Below are 14,461 nucleotides of genomic sequence, written 5' to 3' on the forward strand. Positions count from 1 at the left end.
TACGAGCAGACCACGAGACAGCACGAAAGGAGAACGCGATGACCATCGCACAGGGATTCGAACCCGTGGGCGCAGGCGGGGAGCAGGGCGCGGGCATGGGCGGCGGCATCGTGCCCGGCGCCTTCCCCGGCCCCGAGTCGATGCGCCCCACACTGCTCGGTGAACGCTGGGCGGTCGTCGGGGGGCATCCCCTGGTGAGCCAGGTCGCGGCGGAGGTGCTGGGCCGTGGCGGCAACGCGGTGGACGCCGGCGTCGCGGCCGGGCTCGCCTCCAACGTGGTCCAGGTCGACATGGCGAACTTCGGCGGTATCGCCCCCATCCTGATCCGCCCGGCCGGGTCGGACACGGTGCACAGCGTCGCGGGGGTCGGGGTGTGGGGCCGGGAGGCGACCCTTGACGCGATGCTCGCCCGGCACGGCGGGGCGCTCCCGCTGGGCGGGGCCCCGTCGATCGTGCCCGGTGCGCCCTCCGGCTGGATCACGGCGCTGCGCGACTTCGGCACGATCGGCTTCGCGGAGGCCGCCGCTCCCGCGATCGCCCTTGCCGAAGAGGGCTTCCCCGTCGATGTGCGCACCGCGAGCAGTCTGGCCGTGATGGGCCGGGGGTTCGCGGCCTGGGAGTCCAGCCGTCAGGTGTACTGCCCGCTGGGACGGACTCCCCGGCCGGGCGAACGGCTGGTCCAGCAGGACCTCGCCGCGCTGCTGCGTTCGCTGGCCGACGCCGAGGGTGCGGCGCTGCGGGCCGGGGCGGACCGGCGCGGCGGGCTGACGGCCGCGCACGACGCGTTCTACCGGGGCGAACCGGCCGTCCGGATCGCCGAGTTCGTACGGGCGGCCGGCGGGTTCCTGGAGACGGAGGACCTCGCCGGGTTCTCCGCGGAGGTCGCCGTCGCGCCGTCCGTGCGTTTCGGGGACCGCACCGTGCACGTCACCCCGACCTGGAGCCAGGGCCTGATCGTCGCCCAGGCGCTGGGCGTTCTGGACCGCTGCGGCCTCCCGGCCGACGGGCACAACGGCGAGGAGTACCTGCACCTGGTCACCGAGGCCCTCAAGCTCGCCTTCTCCGAACGCGAGCGGACCTTCGGGGACCCCCGGCACACCCCGGCGGACCCGCGGGCACTGCTCGCCCCCGGCCATCTCGACGAACTGCGGGCCAGAATCGGAGACCGGGCGCTGCCCAACCTGCCGACGCTGCCCGACGGCAGGCCGCGGCTCGGCAGCACCACGGCGGTCGTGGTCATGGACGGCGAGGGCACCGCGTTCGCCACCTCCCCCAGCGACACGCTCGACGGCGCCCCGATCATTCCCGGCCTCGGCATCCTGTGCTCCCCGCGCGGTGTGCAGAGCCGCCTGGTCGCGGGGCATCCGAATGTGATCGCCCCGGGCAAGCGCCCCTGTGTGACACCCGCCGCGCTGATCGCCCTCCAGGACACGGGCGGGGAACCGGCGGTCACCGCGATGGGCTGCCCGGGCGGCGACGTCATCGTGCAGGCGATGCTCCAGGCGTATCTGAACCAGACGGTCTTCGGGATGACCGCCCAGCAGGCCGTCGAGGCGCCACGGGTCTTCGGCTCCAGCTATCCCGGGGGCTTCCACCCGCACCCGTCGGGCGACGGGCTGCTGCTGGTCGAGGACCGGATCCCGCAGGCCGTACGGGACGGCCTCACGGCCCGGGGCCACGACGTGCGGCCGTGGCCCGCGTACGAGTTCGACGCCGGGTCGGTGCAGACCGTGGGCGATCTCGTGCCGCCTCCCCCGGACGGCCCCCGGGTCCTCGCGGCGGGCGCCGACCCCCGGCGCAGCGCGTACGCCATGGCCCGCTAGCCGATGCCCTCCGACGACCTCCGGGAGAAGAACCCCGTGAACACTGAACCGACGACCGAACCGACGACCGACCTGTTCGTCAACGGAACCCTGATGCGCGGGCTCGCGCTGCACCCCAACCTCGCGGGCGCCGAATTCCTCGGTGAGGCCCGCACCGTGCCCCGCTACCGGCTGCACTCCATCGGCGATGCGCATCCCGGGATGTACCGGCTGGACCCGAAGGAGGAGGACGGCGGGCGGGGCGTCTCGGTGGCCGGCGAGGTGTACCGGGTCCCGGCCGACGTACTGCGCCGCGTGGAGGCCGGGGAGCCCCCGGGCCTCCACCGGGGACCGGTCGAACTGACCGACGGCCGCACCCTGGACGGCATCCTGTACTCGCGGGAACTGGCCGAGGGACACCATCTGGACATCTCCGCGTACGGGGGCTGGCGGGCCTACACCGCGGCCCGTCCCCGGCCGGCCCACGCGGGCACGGCCGGGACCTGGGCCTGGCACCACAGTGGTGTGGTCGTACCGGACCTGGGCGCGGCGGTCGACTTCCACCGGCGGGTGCTGGGCTTCGAAGTGGCCTTCGAGGCCCTCGGCATGACGGATCTGATCAGCGGTCTGCTCGGCATCCCGGGCCTCGGCTGCGACCTGGTCCAGTGCGTGTCCCCGGTGAGCGGGGCGCGTCTTGAGCTGCTGTCCTTCCGGGATGTGCCCGCGGGCACCGACCCCCGGCTGCCGGTGTGGCCCGGCGTCGCCCACACGGCCCACCTGGTGGACGACCTCGACGCCGCGCTCGACGGGCTCGCCGAGGCGGGCGGGGAGCTGATCGGGCAGGTCACCGAGTTCGCCGAGGGCCGGGCCGCCTACTGCTGGACGCCCTCGCGCACCGTCGTCGAACTGGAGGAGCAGCCGTGCCCGGACCACTAGCGCCGACGAGCCCCACGAGCCCGACCAGGAATGAGGAGTGAAGAGCATGGACGGACCCACCCTTGTGGCCCGCTACACCGAGATGGTGCGCATGCGCCGCTTCGAGGAGGCGTGCCTGGAAGGCGTGCCCACCCGGGAGATCCACGGCGAACTCCACACCGGGATCGGGCAGGAGGCCGTGGCTGCGGGACTCATCGGCACACTCCGGGACGACGACGCGCTGGTCAGCACGCACCGCAGCCATCTGCACGGACTGGCCAAGGGAGTTCCGGCGAGGCCGATGCTGGCGGAGATCTACGAGCGGGCGACCGGGCTGTGCGGTGGCCACGGCGGCCATATGCATCTGTTCGACCTGGAGCGCCGCTTCTCCACCACGGGCATCGTCGGTGCGACGCTGCCGGTCGCGCTCGGACACGCCTGGGCCGCGCGGATGGAGGGGCGGGACTCGGTGGCGGTCGGCGTGACCGGTGACGGCGGCGCCAACACCGGCGGCTTCCACGAGAGCCTCAACATGGCCGGTGCCTGGAACCTGCCGCTGGTGGTTCTCATCGAGAACAACGAGTGGGCGATCTCCGTACCGTTCACCGAGTCGACGTCCACCGCCACGCTGGCCGAGCGGGCCGCCGCGTACGGGGCGTGGGGGAAACGGGTGGACGGCCTGGACGTCGAGGCCGTCGCGGAGGCCTTCGCCGAGGCGGTCGCGCACGCGCGGGCGGGGAACGGGCCCGCCGTCCTTGAGGCCACCTGCTACCGGTTCCGCGGCCACTTCGAGGGCGATCTCGACCTGTACCGGCCCGCCGGTGAGAAGGACCGCCGCCGCCAGGAGCACGATCCGCTGCCCCTGACCCGGGCGCGGATCCTCGAACGCGGCGCGGCGACCGAGGCTCAACTCGACGCGGCGGAGGCGGCGGTGACCGCCGAGATCGCCGCCGCCCTCGCCGCGGTGCGCGCCGACCCGATGCCCGACCCCGCCACTGCCCGTGACCACGTCTTCGCGAAAGGCCCGAGCGCATGACCACCACGACCGGGGGGCCGGCCCGAGCCGGCACCGACGTACGGAACATCAATGTCTCCCAGTGCGTCGCGGAGTCGCTGCGCCTGGAGATGGAGCGCGACGACCGCGTCGTGGTGTTCGGGGAGGACGTCGGCCTGCAGGGCGGCGTCTTCGGCAGCACCCGCGGATTGCAGAAGGCGTTCGGCCGGGACCGGGTGCGGGACACCCCGATCTCCGAGATGGCGTTCACCGGCGCGGCCGTGGGTCTGGCCATGGAGGGCTACCGGCCGGTGGTCGAGATCATGTTCGTGGACTTCATCGGCGTCTGCCTCGAACAGGTGTACAACGCGGCGGCGAAGATCCGGTACATGACCGGCGGCCGGGTGGGCATGCCCATGGTGATCAAGACCGCGGGCGGCTGCATCGGCTCGGCCGCGCAGCACTCGCAGTGCCTGTGGGGCACCTTCGCGCACCTGCCCGGACTCCAGGTGGTCGCGCCGTCCTCGCCGTACGACAGCAAGGGCCTGATGGCCGCGGCGGTGCGCAGCGACGACCCGGTGGTGTTCATCGAGCACAAGGGCCTGCTGCTGCAGAAGGCGGGCACCTTCACCCACGGTGCGCAGGTGCCCAAGGAGTCCTACACGGTGCCGCTCGGCCAGGCCTCGGTGGTCCGTCCCGGCTCCGATCTGACACTCGTCACCATCAGCGCCACCGTGGGCGAGAGCCTGCACGCCGCGGAGGAACTGGCCCGCGAGGGCGTCGACGTCGAGGTGATCGACCTGCGCAGCGTCGTCCCGCTCGACCTGGACACGGTGTGCGCCTCGGTGGCACGGACCGGGCGGCTCCTGGTCGTGGACGAGGACTACCTGGGGTTCGGGCTCAGCGGCGAGGTCGTCACCGGGGTGGTCGAACGGCTGGGGACGCGGGCGCTGAGCCAGGTCGCCCGGCACGGCACACCCGACGTGCCCGTGCCCGCCGCGCTGAGTCTCGAACAGGCCGTCGTCCCGCGCCGGGCCTCGATCGCCCAGGCCGTACGGGACATGGGGAGGGCGTCGTGACCGGGCAGCCGGGGTCCGTGGTGGCCGTCGTCGGCGCCGCCGGCGCGCTGGGCCGCGCGGTGTGCGAGGCGGTCGCGCGACGCGGCCACACGGTGTGGGCGGTGGACACCGTCGATCCGTCGGGCGCCCTGACGGACCTGCCCGGCTCCGGCCACCGGGCCGGACCGGTCGACGTGACCGACCAGGGATCGGTCGAGCGGATGCTGCGGGACGCCGCAGGCGACGGCGAGCGTCTTGACGGGCTCGTGTACGCCGCGGGCGTCAACTACACGGGCCCGGTGGCGACCACCGACTGGTCGCAGTACGACCGGCTGATGGAGGTCAACCTGCGCGGGGCGTTCCGCACCGGGCAGGCCGTGGCGCGCTCGCTGGCCGCGGACCCGCGCCCGTTCGGCGCGGTGTTCCTCTCCTCCACCGCGGGTCTGCGCGGTGAGGCGGGCGGGGCGGTGTACTGCGCGTCGAAGTTCGGCCTGATCGGCTTCGTCCAGTCCTTCGCGGCGGAGATCGCCGCGCACGGCGGACGGGCGAACGCGGTCTGTCCCGGCAACGTGGACAGCCCCATGCTGCGGCGGCTGGCCGCACAGGTGGCGGAGCGCGAGGACACGACCGAGGCCGAAGTCCTGGCCCGGTTCGCGGACGCCTCGGCGTTCCGCCGTCTGATCGACCCGGCGGAGGTGGCGCGGACCTGCGCCTGGCTCGTGTCGGCCGACAGCTCCGGGATCAGCGGCCAGACCCTCGTCGTCGACGGCCCGCCCCCGGCCGGCTGACCCCCTCCGGCCCAGCCGGCCCGTGACCCACCGGGCCGGTCGTCCGCCGGACACCGGCCCCCACACCCCCGCGGCTCAGCGTCCCGCGCCCACCCGACACCAGGCCGCCGACCGGCCACCGGTCCTCGGCGCCCGCCGCACCGAACCAAGGAGAACGCGATGATCTCTCCGGACGTCGTCCTCAGCGACACCCGCACCCTGATCGGGATCGACAGCCAGAACCCCGGACCGCTCGAAGGCAAGTGCGCCGAGTGGGTCGGCAACCGGCTCTCCGACGCGGGCGTGGCCACCGAGCGCATGCCGGTGGCGGAGGGCCGCGACAACGTCGTGGCCCGCGTGCCCGGCGAGGGGTCCGCCCCCCGGCTCGTGCTGCTCAGCCACATGGACACCGTGCCCGTGGGAGAGGGCTGGACCTTCCCGCCGCTCGGCGGGGCCGTGGCCGACGGCCGCCTGTACGGGCGCGGAGCCTGCGACATGAAGGCGGGTCTGGCGCTGTCGATCAACCTCCTCGACGCGCTCACCGCGAGCGGCCGTCCGCCCGCCGGGGACGTCCTCCTGGTGGCGACCGTGGACGAGGAGGCCCCGGACATGGCCGGTGCGCACCGCCTGGTCGAGAGCGGTCTGCTGCGCCCCGACGACCAGGTACTCGCCCTGGAGCCGACCGGGATGCGGCTGCGGATCGCCCAGATGGGCCTGCGCTGGCTGACCCTGCGTGTACACGGCCGGATGGCGCACGCGGGCCGGGCGAACCTCGGCATCGACGCCAACCACCTGATGGCCAAGATCGTGGACCGGCTGAAGACGGTGTTCGCCGCGCTGCCCTACGAGGATCCCCTGCTCGGCCGGCCGCGCTTCACCTGCGGCACCGTGCACGGCGGGGTCGCGACGAATGTCGTCCCCCCGGTGTGCGAAGCCGGTCTGGACATCCGGATCGTCCCCCCGATGACTCCCGCGCACGCCGTGGAGCTGGTCGAGCGGGTCGCCGCGGCCGTGACCGAGGAGCACCCGGGAGCCCGGTACGAGATCGATCCGCTCGGCGCCGAACGCCCGCCGGTCCGCGCCGCCGACGACTCACGGATCGTGCGGGGCATCAGAGCCGCCTACCGGGAGCACACCGGACACCCGGTGCCGGTCGGAGGGGCCGACGGGCACGAGGCGTACACCGACGCCTCCATGGTGGCGGCGCTCACCGGCAGCACCTCGTGCACCGTCTTCGGACCGGGCGCCACCGACCAGGCCCACACCGCCGACGAGTACGTCCCGCTCGCCGACCTGGACCTCGGCGCCCGGGTGCTCTGGACCCTCGTGGACAATTGGCGGAACAACCCGGGATAAGAACACCGAGAAGGGGTGCCAGGGGCATGGCCGACACAGGAGAGGAAGCACACCACCGCGCCGAGCCCCAGGGAAGCCCTGACGGCGGGGCCGACGGCGGTCCGGGCGGCTGCCTCCCCACTTCCGGGGGGCTGCCCACCCTGGCCCAGGTGCTGGAGTTCCCCTCGCTGCGGGAGGGACGGCCCGAGGTCGTGGCGGGTGCGGACGGACTGACCGCACCCGTGCGCTGGGTGCATGTCAGCGAGCTGCCGACGATCGCGCCGATGCTGCGCGGTGGTGAACTGATCCTCACGACCGGTATCGCGCTGCCCTCCGGCGACTCGTCCCTGGCCCGCTTCATCGACGACCTCGCCGACGTCGGAGCCGCCGGGGTGGTGGTGGGCCTCGGGCCGCGGTTCCACGACGCGCTGCCCGAGGAGATGCGGGCCGCCGCCGAGCGGCGGGGCCTGCCGCTGGTCGTCCTGCTGCGCACCACCCGGTTCGTGGAGATCACCGAGGATGTGCACCGCAGGATCCTCGAGAACCGGATCGAGGAGTTGCAGGCGTCCGAACGCATCCACCAGACGTTCAACGAACTCGCGGTGGAGGGGGCCGGACCGGGTGACGTGCTGCGGCAGGCGGCCCGGATGTCCGGCCGCCCGGCCGTCCTGGAGAACCTCTCCCACCAGGTGCTCGCCTTCAACACCGCCGGACTCCCCGCGCAGGAGGTGCTCAGCCAGTGGGAGGCCCGGTCCCGCAGCGTCCAGGTCGCCACCCGCACCGCCCACGACCAGCACAGCGGCTGGCTGGTCAGCACCGTGGGCGCACGCGGCGAGGACTGGGGCCGGCTCGTCCTGATGTCGGTGCCGGCCGTCTCGCCCCGGCTGACGATGCTCATCGAGCGGGCCGCCTCCACGCTCGCCCTGGGCCGGCTGGTCGCCCGCGACCAGGAGACCCTGGCCCTGCATACGCACCGCACCCTGCTGTCCGGACTGCTGTCGCCCCAGCGGACGAGCGCGGAGATCGCCCTGGAGGCGCGGGCCATCGGTGTGCCGCTCGACGGCCGCCGGCTCCTTCCGATGGTCCTGCGCACCCGCGCGACCCTGCCCGGCAACGCGTTCGACCGGCAGTCCGTCCTGCGCACCACCGCACAGGTGGCCACCGACGCGGTCCGCGAGCTCGGGCTGCTGGCGCTGGTCGGCCCGGTCGAGGAGACCGTGATCGGCGTACTGGTCTCCCTCGGGCCCCGCGAGGACCCCACGACGACGATCGAACGGCTCGCGGCCCGGGTCCACCAAGGCATACCGCAGAATCGTTACATCATGGCCGTGGGCGACTACGTCTCCTCCGTCTCCGAGGTACGGCGCGCCCTCCTGAGCACGCTCCAGGTCGCCGACGCCGCGACCCGCCTCCCGGACCGGCGGCTGTACTACCGCCTCCCGGATCTGCGGTTGCGCGGCCTCCTCCAGCTCCTGCGCGACGACGCGCGACTGCAGACCTTCGCGGAACGCGAGCTGCGGCCCCTGCTGGTGTACGACGAGAAGAACGGCACGTCGCTGGTGCCGCTGCTGCACGCCTACCTGGAATCCGGCCGGAACAAGACCGCCGCGGCCGAGGCGGCCCATGTCTCACGCGCCTGGATGTACGAGAGCCTCACCCGCATCGGCCGCATCCTCGACGTCGACCTGGACTCCGAGGACGTCTGCGTCTCACTGGAGGTGGCCCTGATGGCCCTGGACGCCATCCGCGACTGAACCCGCGCCGCAGCGCGACCACCGTCTGCCACCTCGCCAAGGGCGCCCGGCCGTCCAACATCGCCGAGTTCCTGGACCCGCGCCTGCTTCCCGACCGCCCGGTCCAGGCCGCTGCTCAGTACGCCGACACCATGGACTACGTCCGCGAGCGCCTCCTGGCCGCCGGCCATACCCGGCTCGGCTGCTACTCCGGCCGGGGCGGCGAGATCTACGATCCCCTGGCAGGGAAGTGGAGCCCAGTCACCAAGGCCGAGATCAAGACCCGATTCCGCAACGGCGACATGGAGGTCTTGATCGGCACCGACTCGATGAGCGAGGGCCTCAACCTGCAGACTTCGGGCCGCCTGATCAACTACGACATGCCCTGGAATCCGCAATGAGCCCGTAGGCACCGACGACCTCGGCGCCCCCGACGATGACATCACCATGAAAGCACCGCCGGACCTGACGGGAGACATCACTCCGTCAGGCCTTGCCCATAAGCTCACGAACAATCTTCTCTCAGGCCGCCGGCTCACCCCAGATCGCGGACGCCCCGGGGTCTACAGCCTCTTCGTTCCGCGTGACGACGCCCGCGTGTCCTTCGAACGTTCCGATGGCGTGACGTCCGTCGAGTGCTACTCGGGTCAGTCGCCCACGGCTTGAGTTCCCGTCACATTCGACCGCGAGATCCGGGATGCCGGCAGCGACAGCAGTCTGGTCTTCCTGACCTATGGGACACCCGAGTTGGGCGCTCTCCTACCCGCTGAACCCGATGAGTGACCGACAGGGAGTTGAGATACGTCCTCGGCAAACGTCGTGTCCCTGATGCGGTGCACAGAACGGGCGCGCGTGAGCGTCGGTCGTCAGACGGCGACCACGTGCACGTCCGAAGGTGCGAGGACCGTCAGGTAGGCCTGGATGTCAGCGGGGTCGGTGGTGAAGATCACCGCGCTGCCGTGGCGGGCCGCTGCCAGGGCCACCCAGGCGTCCACCGCGTCCGGCCGCTTCTTCGCCGGCAGGGCCGCCCGGCCCAGAGCGGTGCCGACGCGCCGCCAGTCCACGAGGTCCGGGCCCGTCACACAGGCCAGACACTCCGGACGGCCCGCCCTCGTCTCGCGCAGGGGCGGCTCGGACGTACGGGCCTGGGGGACCGTGCAGTCCTTCAGTACCCCGGACAGGGCATGCACAAGCGCCGGCTGGGGGCGCCACACCTGGGCGAGGACCGGTCCGAGCACCAGCGCCCGGTGCGGGACCGTGCGCAGTCCCTCATGGAGAGCCACTGCCTTCGCCTTGCGGTCGGCGAGGGCGATGAGCATGCCGGTGTCGTAGACCGGTACTCGTGCGCTCACGCGGCGTGTCCCGGACGGCGGCCCTGTCGGTCCCGGCCCCGAACGAGGCCCAGAGCCTCCTCGACCTCGCGGCGTTCCTGCTCCGTCAGTTCCGCGGCCGGTTCCGGGGCGGCCTCGACGGGCAGCCCGTCCGCGGCCCGCTCCGCCCGGGCGATGAGCGCGTCCACCTCGGCGAACTGTTCCTCTATGGCATCGCTCTCGGCCATCTGGCGCGTTGCCGCATGCACCAGGTACGCCGAGACGTCCATGCCAGCCCGTTCCGCATGCTGCCTGATGCGTTCGGCCTGGTCCTGCTCCAAGCTGATACTGATACGCGTCTTAGCCACGAGGACATCGTAATACGCGTATGACGGCTGTGCGAGTGCGATGGCCGGAGGAGGCCCCGGGCCCGCCTCCTCTTCCTTCGCGGCGGCGCACTGGAGCCCCAATAGTCGTCCGAGGCCTCAGCCGACGGGACCCCAAAGATCGCCATCACCCACCAATGCACGACGAGGACCGCGACCGTAAGGTCGTGGTCCTCGCTTCTCGTTACAGAGAGTGTCCGAGGGGGGACTTGAACCCCCACGCCCGATAAAGGGCACTAGCACCTCAAGCTAGCGCGTCTGCCATTCCGCCACCCGGACCAGGTGTCTGCCGCCTGGCCGGGGGTGTTCCCCGCGGCGACATGGACAACAATACCAAGCTTTCGGAGTGCGTTTCACCTGCGTATCCACCCCCGGAAGGGGCCCTCCGCGCGGCTGCGGGGAGGGCCCCTTCACGTTGGTCACTTGCGGCGGAGCGCGGCCATGTTCCGGTAGCCGATCCGTGCGTGTTCCAGCGACTGGGCCGGGTCGGTGGAGCTCGGGGCGTTGTCCTGCTCGACCATCGGGTGGTGGTGGTTCGGGTCGCCGACCCGGGTGAAGAAGGTGGTGTAGTCGATGACGCCGGTGCCGAACGGGACCATGTCGTAGCCCTGTCCGCTGGTGTTGTTGATGACGCCGTCCTTGGCGTGGAACAGCGGGTAGCGCTTGTTGTGGCGGGTGACCAGCCCGGCCGGGTCGAAGATGTTCTGCCGGGTGGCCCCGTCGTGGTCGGTGTAGGTGCGGAACTTGTACTGGGCCACGTGCGCCCAGAAGATGTCCATCTCCAGCCAGATCAGCTTCGGGTCGGTGATGGACAGGAAGTACTCCAGCTTGCGGATGCCGGAGCTGCGGGTCGGACGGCCCTGCGCGTCGAGCGGGCCGCCGTCGAGCAGGAAGCCGTAGGCGGCGTCGTGGTTGTGGGTGTAGAGCTTGAGCCCGGCGCGGCGGGCGATCTCGCCGAGGGCGTGCCACTTCTCCGCCGCGGCGTCCCAGTCGGCCTTGTAGTTGCTGCCGGTGGGGTCGTTGCCGGTCCCCACGTGCTGCATGCCGAGGATGTTGGCGATCTCCAGGTGCTTCTTGAACGTGTCCAGGTCGCCCGTGGTCAGCGGCCAGGAGCCGGGGATGAAGCCGTGGTTGCCCTGCGCCCGCAGCCCGTACTCGTCCAGCCAGCGGCGCAGCAGCCGGGCGCCCTCGACGTTCTCCAGGTTGGCGCCGCCGGGGGCGTTGGCGTGCTGGCCGTAGCCGGCGAACTCCACCTGCCGGTAGCCGAACCGGGCCAGTTGCTCGAACACGGCGCGGAAGCCGGAGGGCAGGCTGGTGGAGTACGGGTCGCGGCCGGTGGCGTCGCGCACGGTGTAGAGGATGATGCCGCGCTTGTCCTCGGGGACGAGCAGGTGGCCCTTGGCCTTGCCGTTCGACTCCGCGGGGGCCGCCTGCACGGGGGCCGCGCCGAGGACGGGCGCGGCGATGGCCCCGGCCGCAACGGCGGTGCAGGTGCTGAGGAAGCCGCGGCGGCCGATGCCCAGGCTGCGGCGCAGCTGTTCGTCGGTGCCGTGGTCGGTCGCTTGGATGTCGTTCACGGGTGCCTCTCTTCGGACTTGGGGTCTGCGTGGCCGAGACCGGCGAGGTGGAGCAGGAGGGACTTCACGTCGGTGGCCGCGATGCGGTCGCCGACGGCGCGGGGGGTGGAGCACAGGAGGAGCGGACCGTCGTCGTCGCTCGCGGGCAGGCGGCCGTGGCTGCCGCGGATGGGTGAGGCGTCGAGGGGCACGACCGCCATGCGGTAGCGCAGGCCGAGTTTCTTGCGGGCCACGGCGGTCGCGGCCTTGACCTTCACATACGGGTCGTGCGGATCCATGAAGAGCTCGACCGGGTCGTAGCCGGGTTTGCGGTGGATCTCGACGAGCTGCGCGAAGTCGGGCGCGCGCTCGTCGTCGAGCCAGTAGTAGTACGTGAACCAGGCGTCCGGCTCGGCGACGGCGACGAGTTCGCCGGAGCGCGGGTGGTCGAGGTGGTGGGCCTTCTTGCCCTCGTCGTCGAGGAGTTTCTCGATGCCGGGCAGCCCGTGGAGGGCGGCCCGGGTGGCGTCCAGGTCCTCGGGGCGGCGCACGTAGACGTGCGCGATCTGGTGGTCGGCGACGGCGAAGGCGCGGGAGGCCATCGGGTCGAGGTACTCCATGCCGTCCTGGGTGTGCACTTCGAGCAGGCCGGCCCGGCGCAGGGCGCGGTTGATGTCGACGGGGCGGTCGGCGCGGGTGATGCCGTACTCGGACAGCACGACGACGGTGCGGCCCTCGGCGCGGGCGTCGTCCAGGAGCGGGGCCACGGCCGCGTCGAGGTCGGCCGCCGCTTTCAGGGAGCGCGGGTCGTCGGGTCCGTACCGCTGCAGGTCGTAGTCGAGGTGGGGCAGGTAGCACAGGGTCAGGTCGGGGCGGCGGGTGCGCAGGATGTGGCGGGTGGCGTCGATGATCCACTGGCTGGAGACGAGGTCGGCGCCGGGGCCCCAGAAGTGGAACAGGGGGAACGTGCCGAGTTTGCCGGTGAGTTCGTCGTGCAGGGCCGGGGGACGGGTGTAGCAGTCGGGTTCCTTGCGGCCGTCGGCGTAGTAGACGGGCCGTGGGGTGACGGTGATGTCGGTGTCGGCGCCCATGGCGTACCACCAGCAGATGTTGGCGACCGTGTAGCCGGGGTGGGCGCGGCGGGCGGCGTCCCACAGCTTGTCGCCGGCGACGAGGCCGTTGTGCTGCCGCCACAGCAGGACGTCGCCGAGTTCGCGGAAGTACCAGCCGTTGCCGACGATTCCGTGCTCGGCGGGCATGGTGCCGGTGAGGAAGGTGGACTGGGCGGCGCAGGTGACGGCGGGCAGGACGGTGCCGAGCGCGGCGCGCGAGCCCGCCTGGCCGAGCGCCTTGAGGTGGGGCATGTGGTCGAGGATGCGCGGGGTGAGACCGACGACGTCCAGGACGAGCAGGGGTGTGGGTCCCTGGGGCCGGGTCATGGCAGTTCCTTCAGGCCGAGGTCGGTCAGCAGGTCGCGGGCGAGGGCGAGTTCGGCGGCGATGCCGTCGGCGAGCCGGCCGCGGTCGCGGGGGCGCAGCTCGGGCGGGAGCGCCTGCCAGGTGTAGGTCTCGACCTCCAGGTGGCGGGTGAGCGGCCGCGGGCCGCCGACGAGCCGTGTGAGGGCGGCCTTGAGGACCGGGAGGGTGGAGGTGAGGGGTTCGGCGGGGGCCGCGTGCAGGGGGACGTGGAAGTGGGCGCGCCAGGGGGCCGAGTCCGGCAGTGCGTCGCCGCCGAGTGCGGTGCCGAGGTCGTCGGTGCCGCGCAGACCGGCGGCGGTGACGGTACGGGTCTGGTGGAGGAAGCGGGGTTCGTCGAAGGCGGCGAGGGTCTCGCGGACCTCGGGCAGATGGGGCTGCTCGGCGTGCAGGGCGGCGGACAGCTGGGACTTGACGACGGGAACGCCGGCCGCGGTGAGGGCGTCCAGGGCGGTGTGCGGGTCCTCGAAGGAGGTGGCGAGGTGGCAGGTGTCGACGCAGATCCCGATGCGCTCGTGGCCGATCGCGGTGAGCGGGGCGATGGCGTCGTGCGTGGTCTCGACGACGCAGCCGGGCTCGGGTTCCAGGCCCACCCGGATGGAGCGTCCAGTCAACTCCTGAAGTGCGTCGAGGCGTTGGGCGAGGGTGCGCAGCGCGGTGCGGGCCTGTTCGGCGCGGGTGCCGTCGTACGCGGTGCGCCAGGCCAGCGGCAGGGTGGAGATGCTGCCCTCGTTGACGTCGTCGGGGAGGAGGCCGGCGAGGATGCGGGCGAGCGCGGTGGTGTGGTCGAGGCGTGCGGGGTCGGCCCAGTCCGGCTGGTAGACGCGGTACTTGACCTCTTCGGCGCCGAAGCCCTGGTAGGGGAAGCCGTTGAGGGTGACCACCTCGAGGCCGTGCCGGTCGAGTTCGGCGCGCAGGGCGCGCAGCGCGGACGGGTCGGTGTCGAGGGTGCGGGCGGCGTCCCGGGCGAGCCACAGGCCGATGCCGAGGCGGTCGCGGCCCAGGCGGCGGCGGACGGGCTCGCAGTGGTCGCGCAGTTGGGCCACGACGCCGTCGAGGGTCTCGGCGGGGTGGACGTTGGTGCAGTAGGCGAGGTGGACGGTGGAGCCGTCGGGGTGCCGGAAGCGCAT

13 protein-coding genes and 1 tRNA gene are annotated in these 14,461 nt (G+C 72.5%); 8 read left to right on the top strand and 6 right to left on the bottom strand.

From position 1 onward, the window contains the following. The first annotated feature begins 38 nt into the window (after window positions 1–38). From ACIP4X_RS28515 to ACIP4X_RS28550, 8 genes are all read left to right on the top strand, one after another. Complete coding sequence (locus ACIP4X_RS28515) at window positions 39–1,823, top strand: gamma-glutamyltransferase family protein (protein ID WP_401351252.1); 1,785 nt, start codon at window positions 39–41, stop codon at window positions 1,821–1,823. A 36-nt stretch (window positions 1,824–1,859) separates the two neighbouring features. Further along, window positions 1,860–2,738, top strand: a complete 879-nt coding sequence (locus ACIP4X_RS28520; protein ID WP_358730137.1) for a gamma-glutamylcyclotransferase — start codon at window positions 1,860–1,862, stop codon at window positions 2,736–2,738. 46 nt (window positions 2,739–2,784) lie between these two features. Then, window positions 2,785–3,753 carry a thiamine pyrophosphate-dependent enzyme gene (locus ACIP4X_RS28525; RefSeq protein WP_391454939.1) on the top strand — a complete coding sequence of 323 codons (969 nt, stop codon included), beginning with the start codon at window positions 2,785–2,787 and terminating at the stop codon, window positions 3,751–3,753. Next, entirely contained in the window at window positions 3,750–4,790 is a 1,041-nt protein-coding gene (locus ACIP4X_RS28530; RefSeq protein WP_358730135.1) for an alpha-ketoacid dehydrogenase subunit beta, read from the top strand. Before ACIP4X_RS28525 ends, ACIP4X_RS28530 begins: the two co-directional genes overlap by 4 nt. Then, the gene (locus ACIP4X_RS28535; RefSeq protein WP_358730134.1) at window positions 4,787–5,557 is read left to right on the top strand and encodes an SDR family oxidoreductase; all 771 of its coding nucleotides are present in this window, start codon (window positions 4,787–4,789) and stop codon (window positions 5,555–5,557) included. Before ACIP4X_RS28530 ends, ACIP4X_RS28535 begins: the two co-directional genes overlap by 4 nt. A 159-nt stretch (window positions 5,558–5,716) precedes the next feature. Next, window positions 5,717–6,892, top strand: a complete 1,176-nt coding sequence (locus ACIP4X_RS28540; RefSeq protein ID WP_358730133.1) for a M20 family metallopeptidase — start codon at window positions 5,717–5,719, stop codon at window positions 6,890–6,892. Window positions 6,893–6,918: 26 nt separating this feature from the next. Next, window positions 6,919–8,625, top strand: a complete 1,707-nt coding sequence (locus tag ACIP4X_RS28545) for a PucR family transcriptional regulator (protein ID WP_401351255.1) — start codon at window positions 6,919–6,921, stop codon at window positions 8,623–8,625. A 131-nt stretch (window positions 8,626–8,756) separates the two neighbouring features. Further along, window positions 8,757–9,005 (top strand): helicase-related protein, encoded by a 249-nt coding sequence (locus ACIP4X_RS28550; protein ID WP_391454943.1) that lies wholly within the window; start codon window positions 8,757–8,759, stop codon window positions 9,003–9,005. A 465-nt stretch (window positions 9,006–9,470) separates the two neighbouring features. Here the strand turns inward: ACIP4X_RS28550 and ACIP4X_RS28555 are convergent, their stop codons facing one another. The 6 genes from ACIP4X_RS28555 to eboE all read right to left on the bottom strand — a co-directional run bounded on the left by ACIP4X_RS28555 (window position 9,471) and on the right by eboE (window position 14,461). Further along, window positions 9,471–9,956 carry a hypothetical protein gene (locus ACIP4X_RS28555; protein ID WP_401351257.1) on the bottom strand — a complete coding sequence of 162 codons (486 nt, stop codon included), beginning with the start codon at window positions 9,954–9,956 and terminating at the stop codon, window positions 9,471–9,473. Further along, window positions 9,953–10,282 carry a plasmid mobilization protein gene (locus ACIP4X_RS28560; RefSeq protein ID WP_358730129.1) on the bottom strand — a complete coding sequence of 110 codons (330 nt, stop codon included), beginning with the start codon at window positions 10,280–10,282 and terminating at the stop codon, window positions 9,953–9,955. Before ACIP4X_RS28560 ends, ACIP4X_RS28555 begins: the two co-directional genes overlap by 4 nt. A 212-nt stretch (window positions 10,283–10,494) precedes the next feature. Next, window positions 10,495–10,579, bottom strand: a tRNA-Leu gene (locus ACIP4X_RS28565). Between the two features lie 140 nt (window positions 10,580–10,719). Continuing rightward, window positions 10,720–11,877 carry a sugar phosphate isomerase/epimerase family protein gene (locus ACIP4X_RS28570; RefSeq protein ID WP_401351259.1) on the bottom strand — a complete coding sequence of 386 codons (1,158 nt, stop codon included), beginning with the start codon at window positions 11,875–11,877 and terminating at the stop codon, window positions 10,720–10,722. Beyond that, the gene (locus ACIP4X_RS28575) at window positions 11,874–13,295 is read right to left on the bottom strand and encodes a nucleotide pyrophosphatase/phosphodiesterase family protein (protein WP_401351261.1); all 1,422 of its coding nucleotides are present in this window, start codon (window positions 13,293–13,295) and stop codon (window positions 11,874–11,876) included. The genes ACIP4X_RS28570 and ACIP4X_RS28575 overlap by 4 nt, the downstream gene beginning before the upstream one ends. Beyond that, window positions 13,292–14,461 (bottom strand): metabolite traffic protein EboE, encoded by a 1,170-nt coding sequence (gene eboE / locus ACIP4X_RS28580; protein WP_401351263.1) that lies wholly within the window; start codon window positions 14,459–14,461, stop codon window positions 13,292–13,294. The genes ACIP4X_RS28575 and eboE overlap by 4 nt, the downstream gene beginning before the upstream one ends.

This window comes from Streptomyces sp. NPDC088817, from assembly GCF_044750345.1.
Taxonomy (GTDB): Bacteria; Actinomycetota; Actinomycetes; order Streptomycetales; family Streptomycetaceae; genus Streptomyces.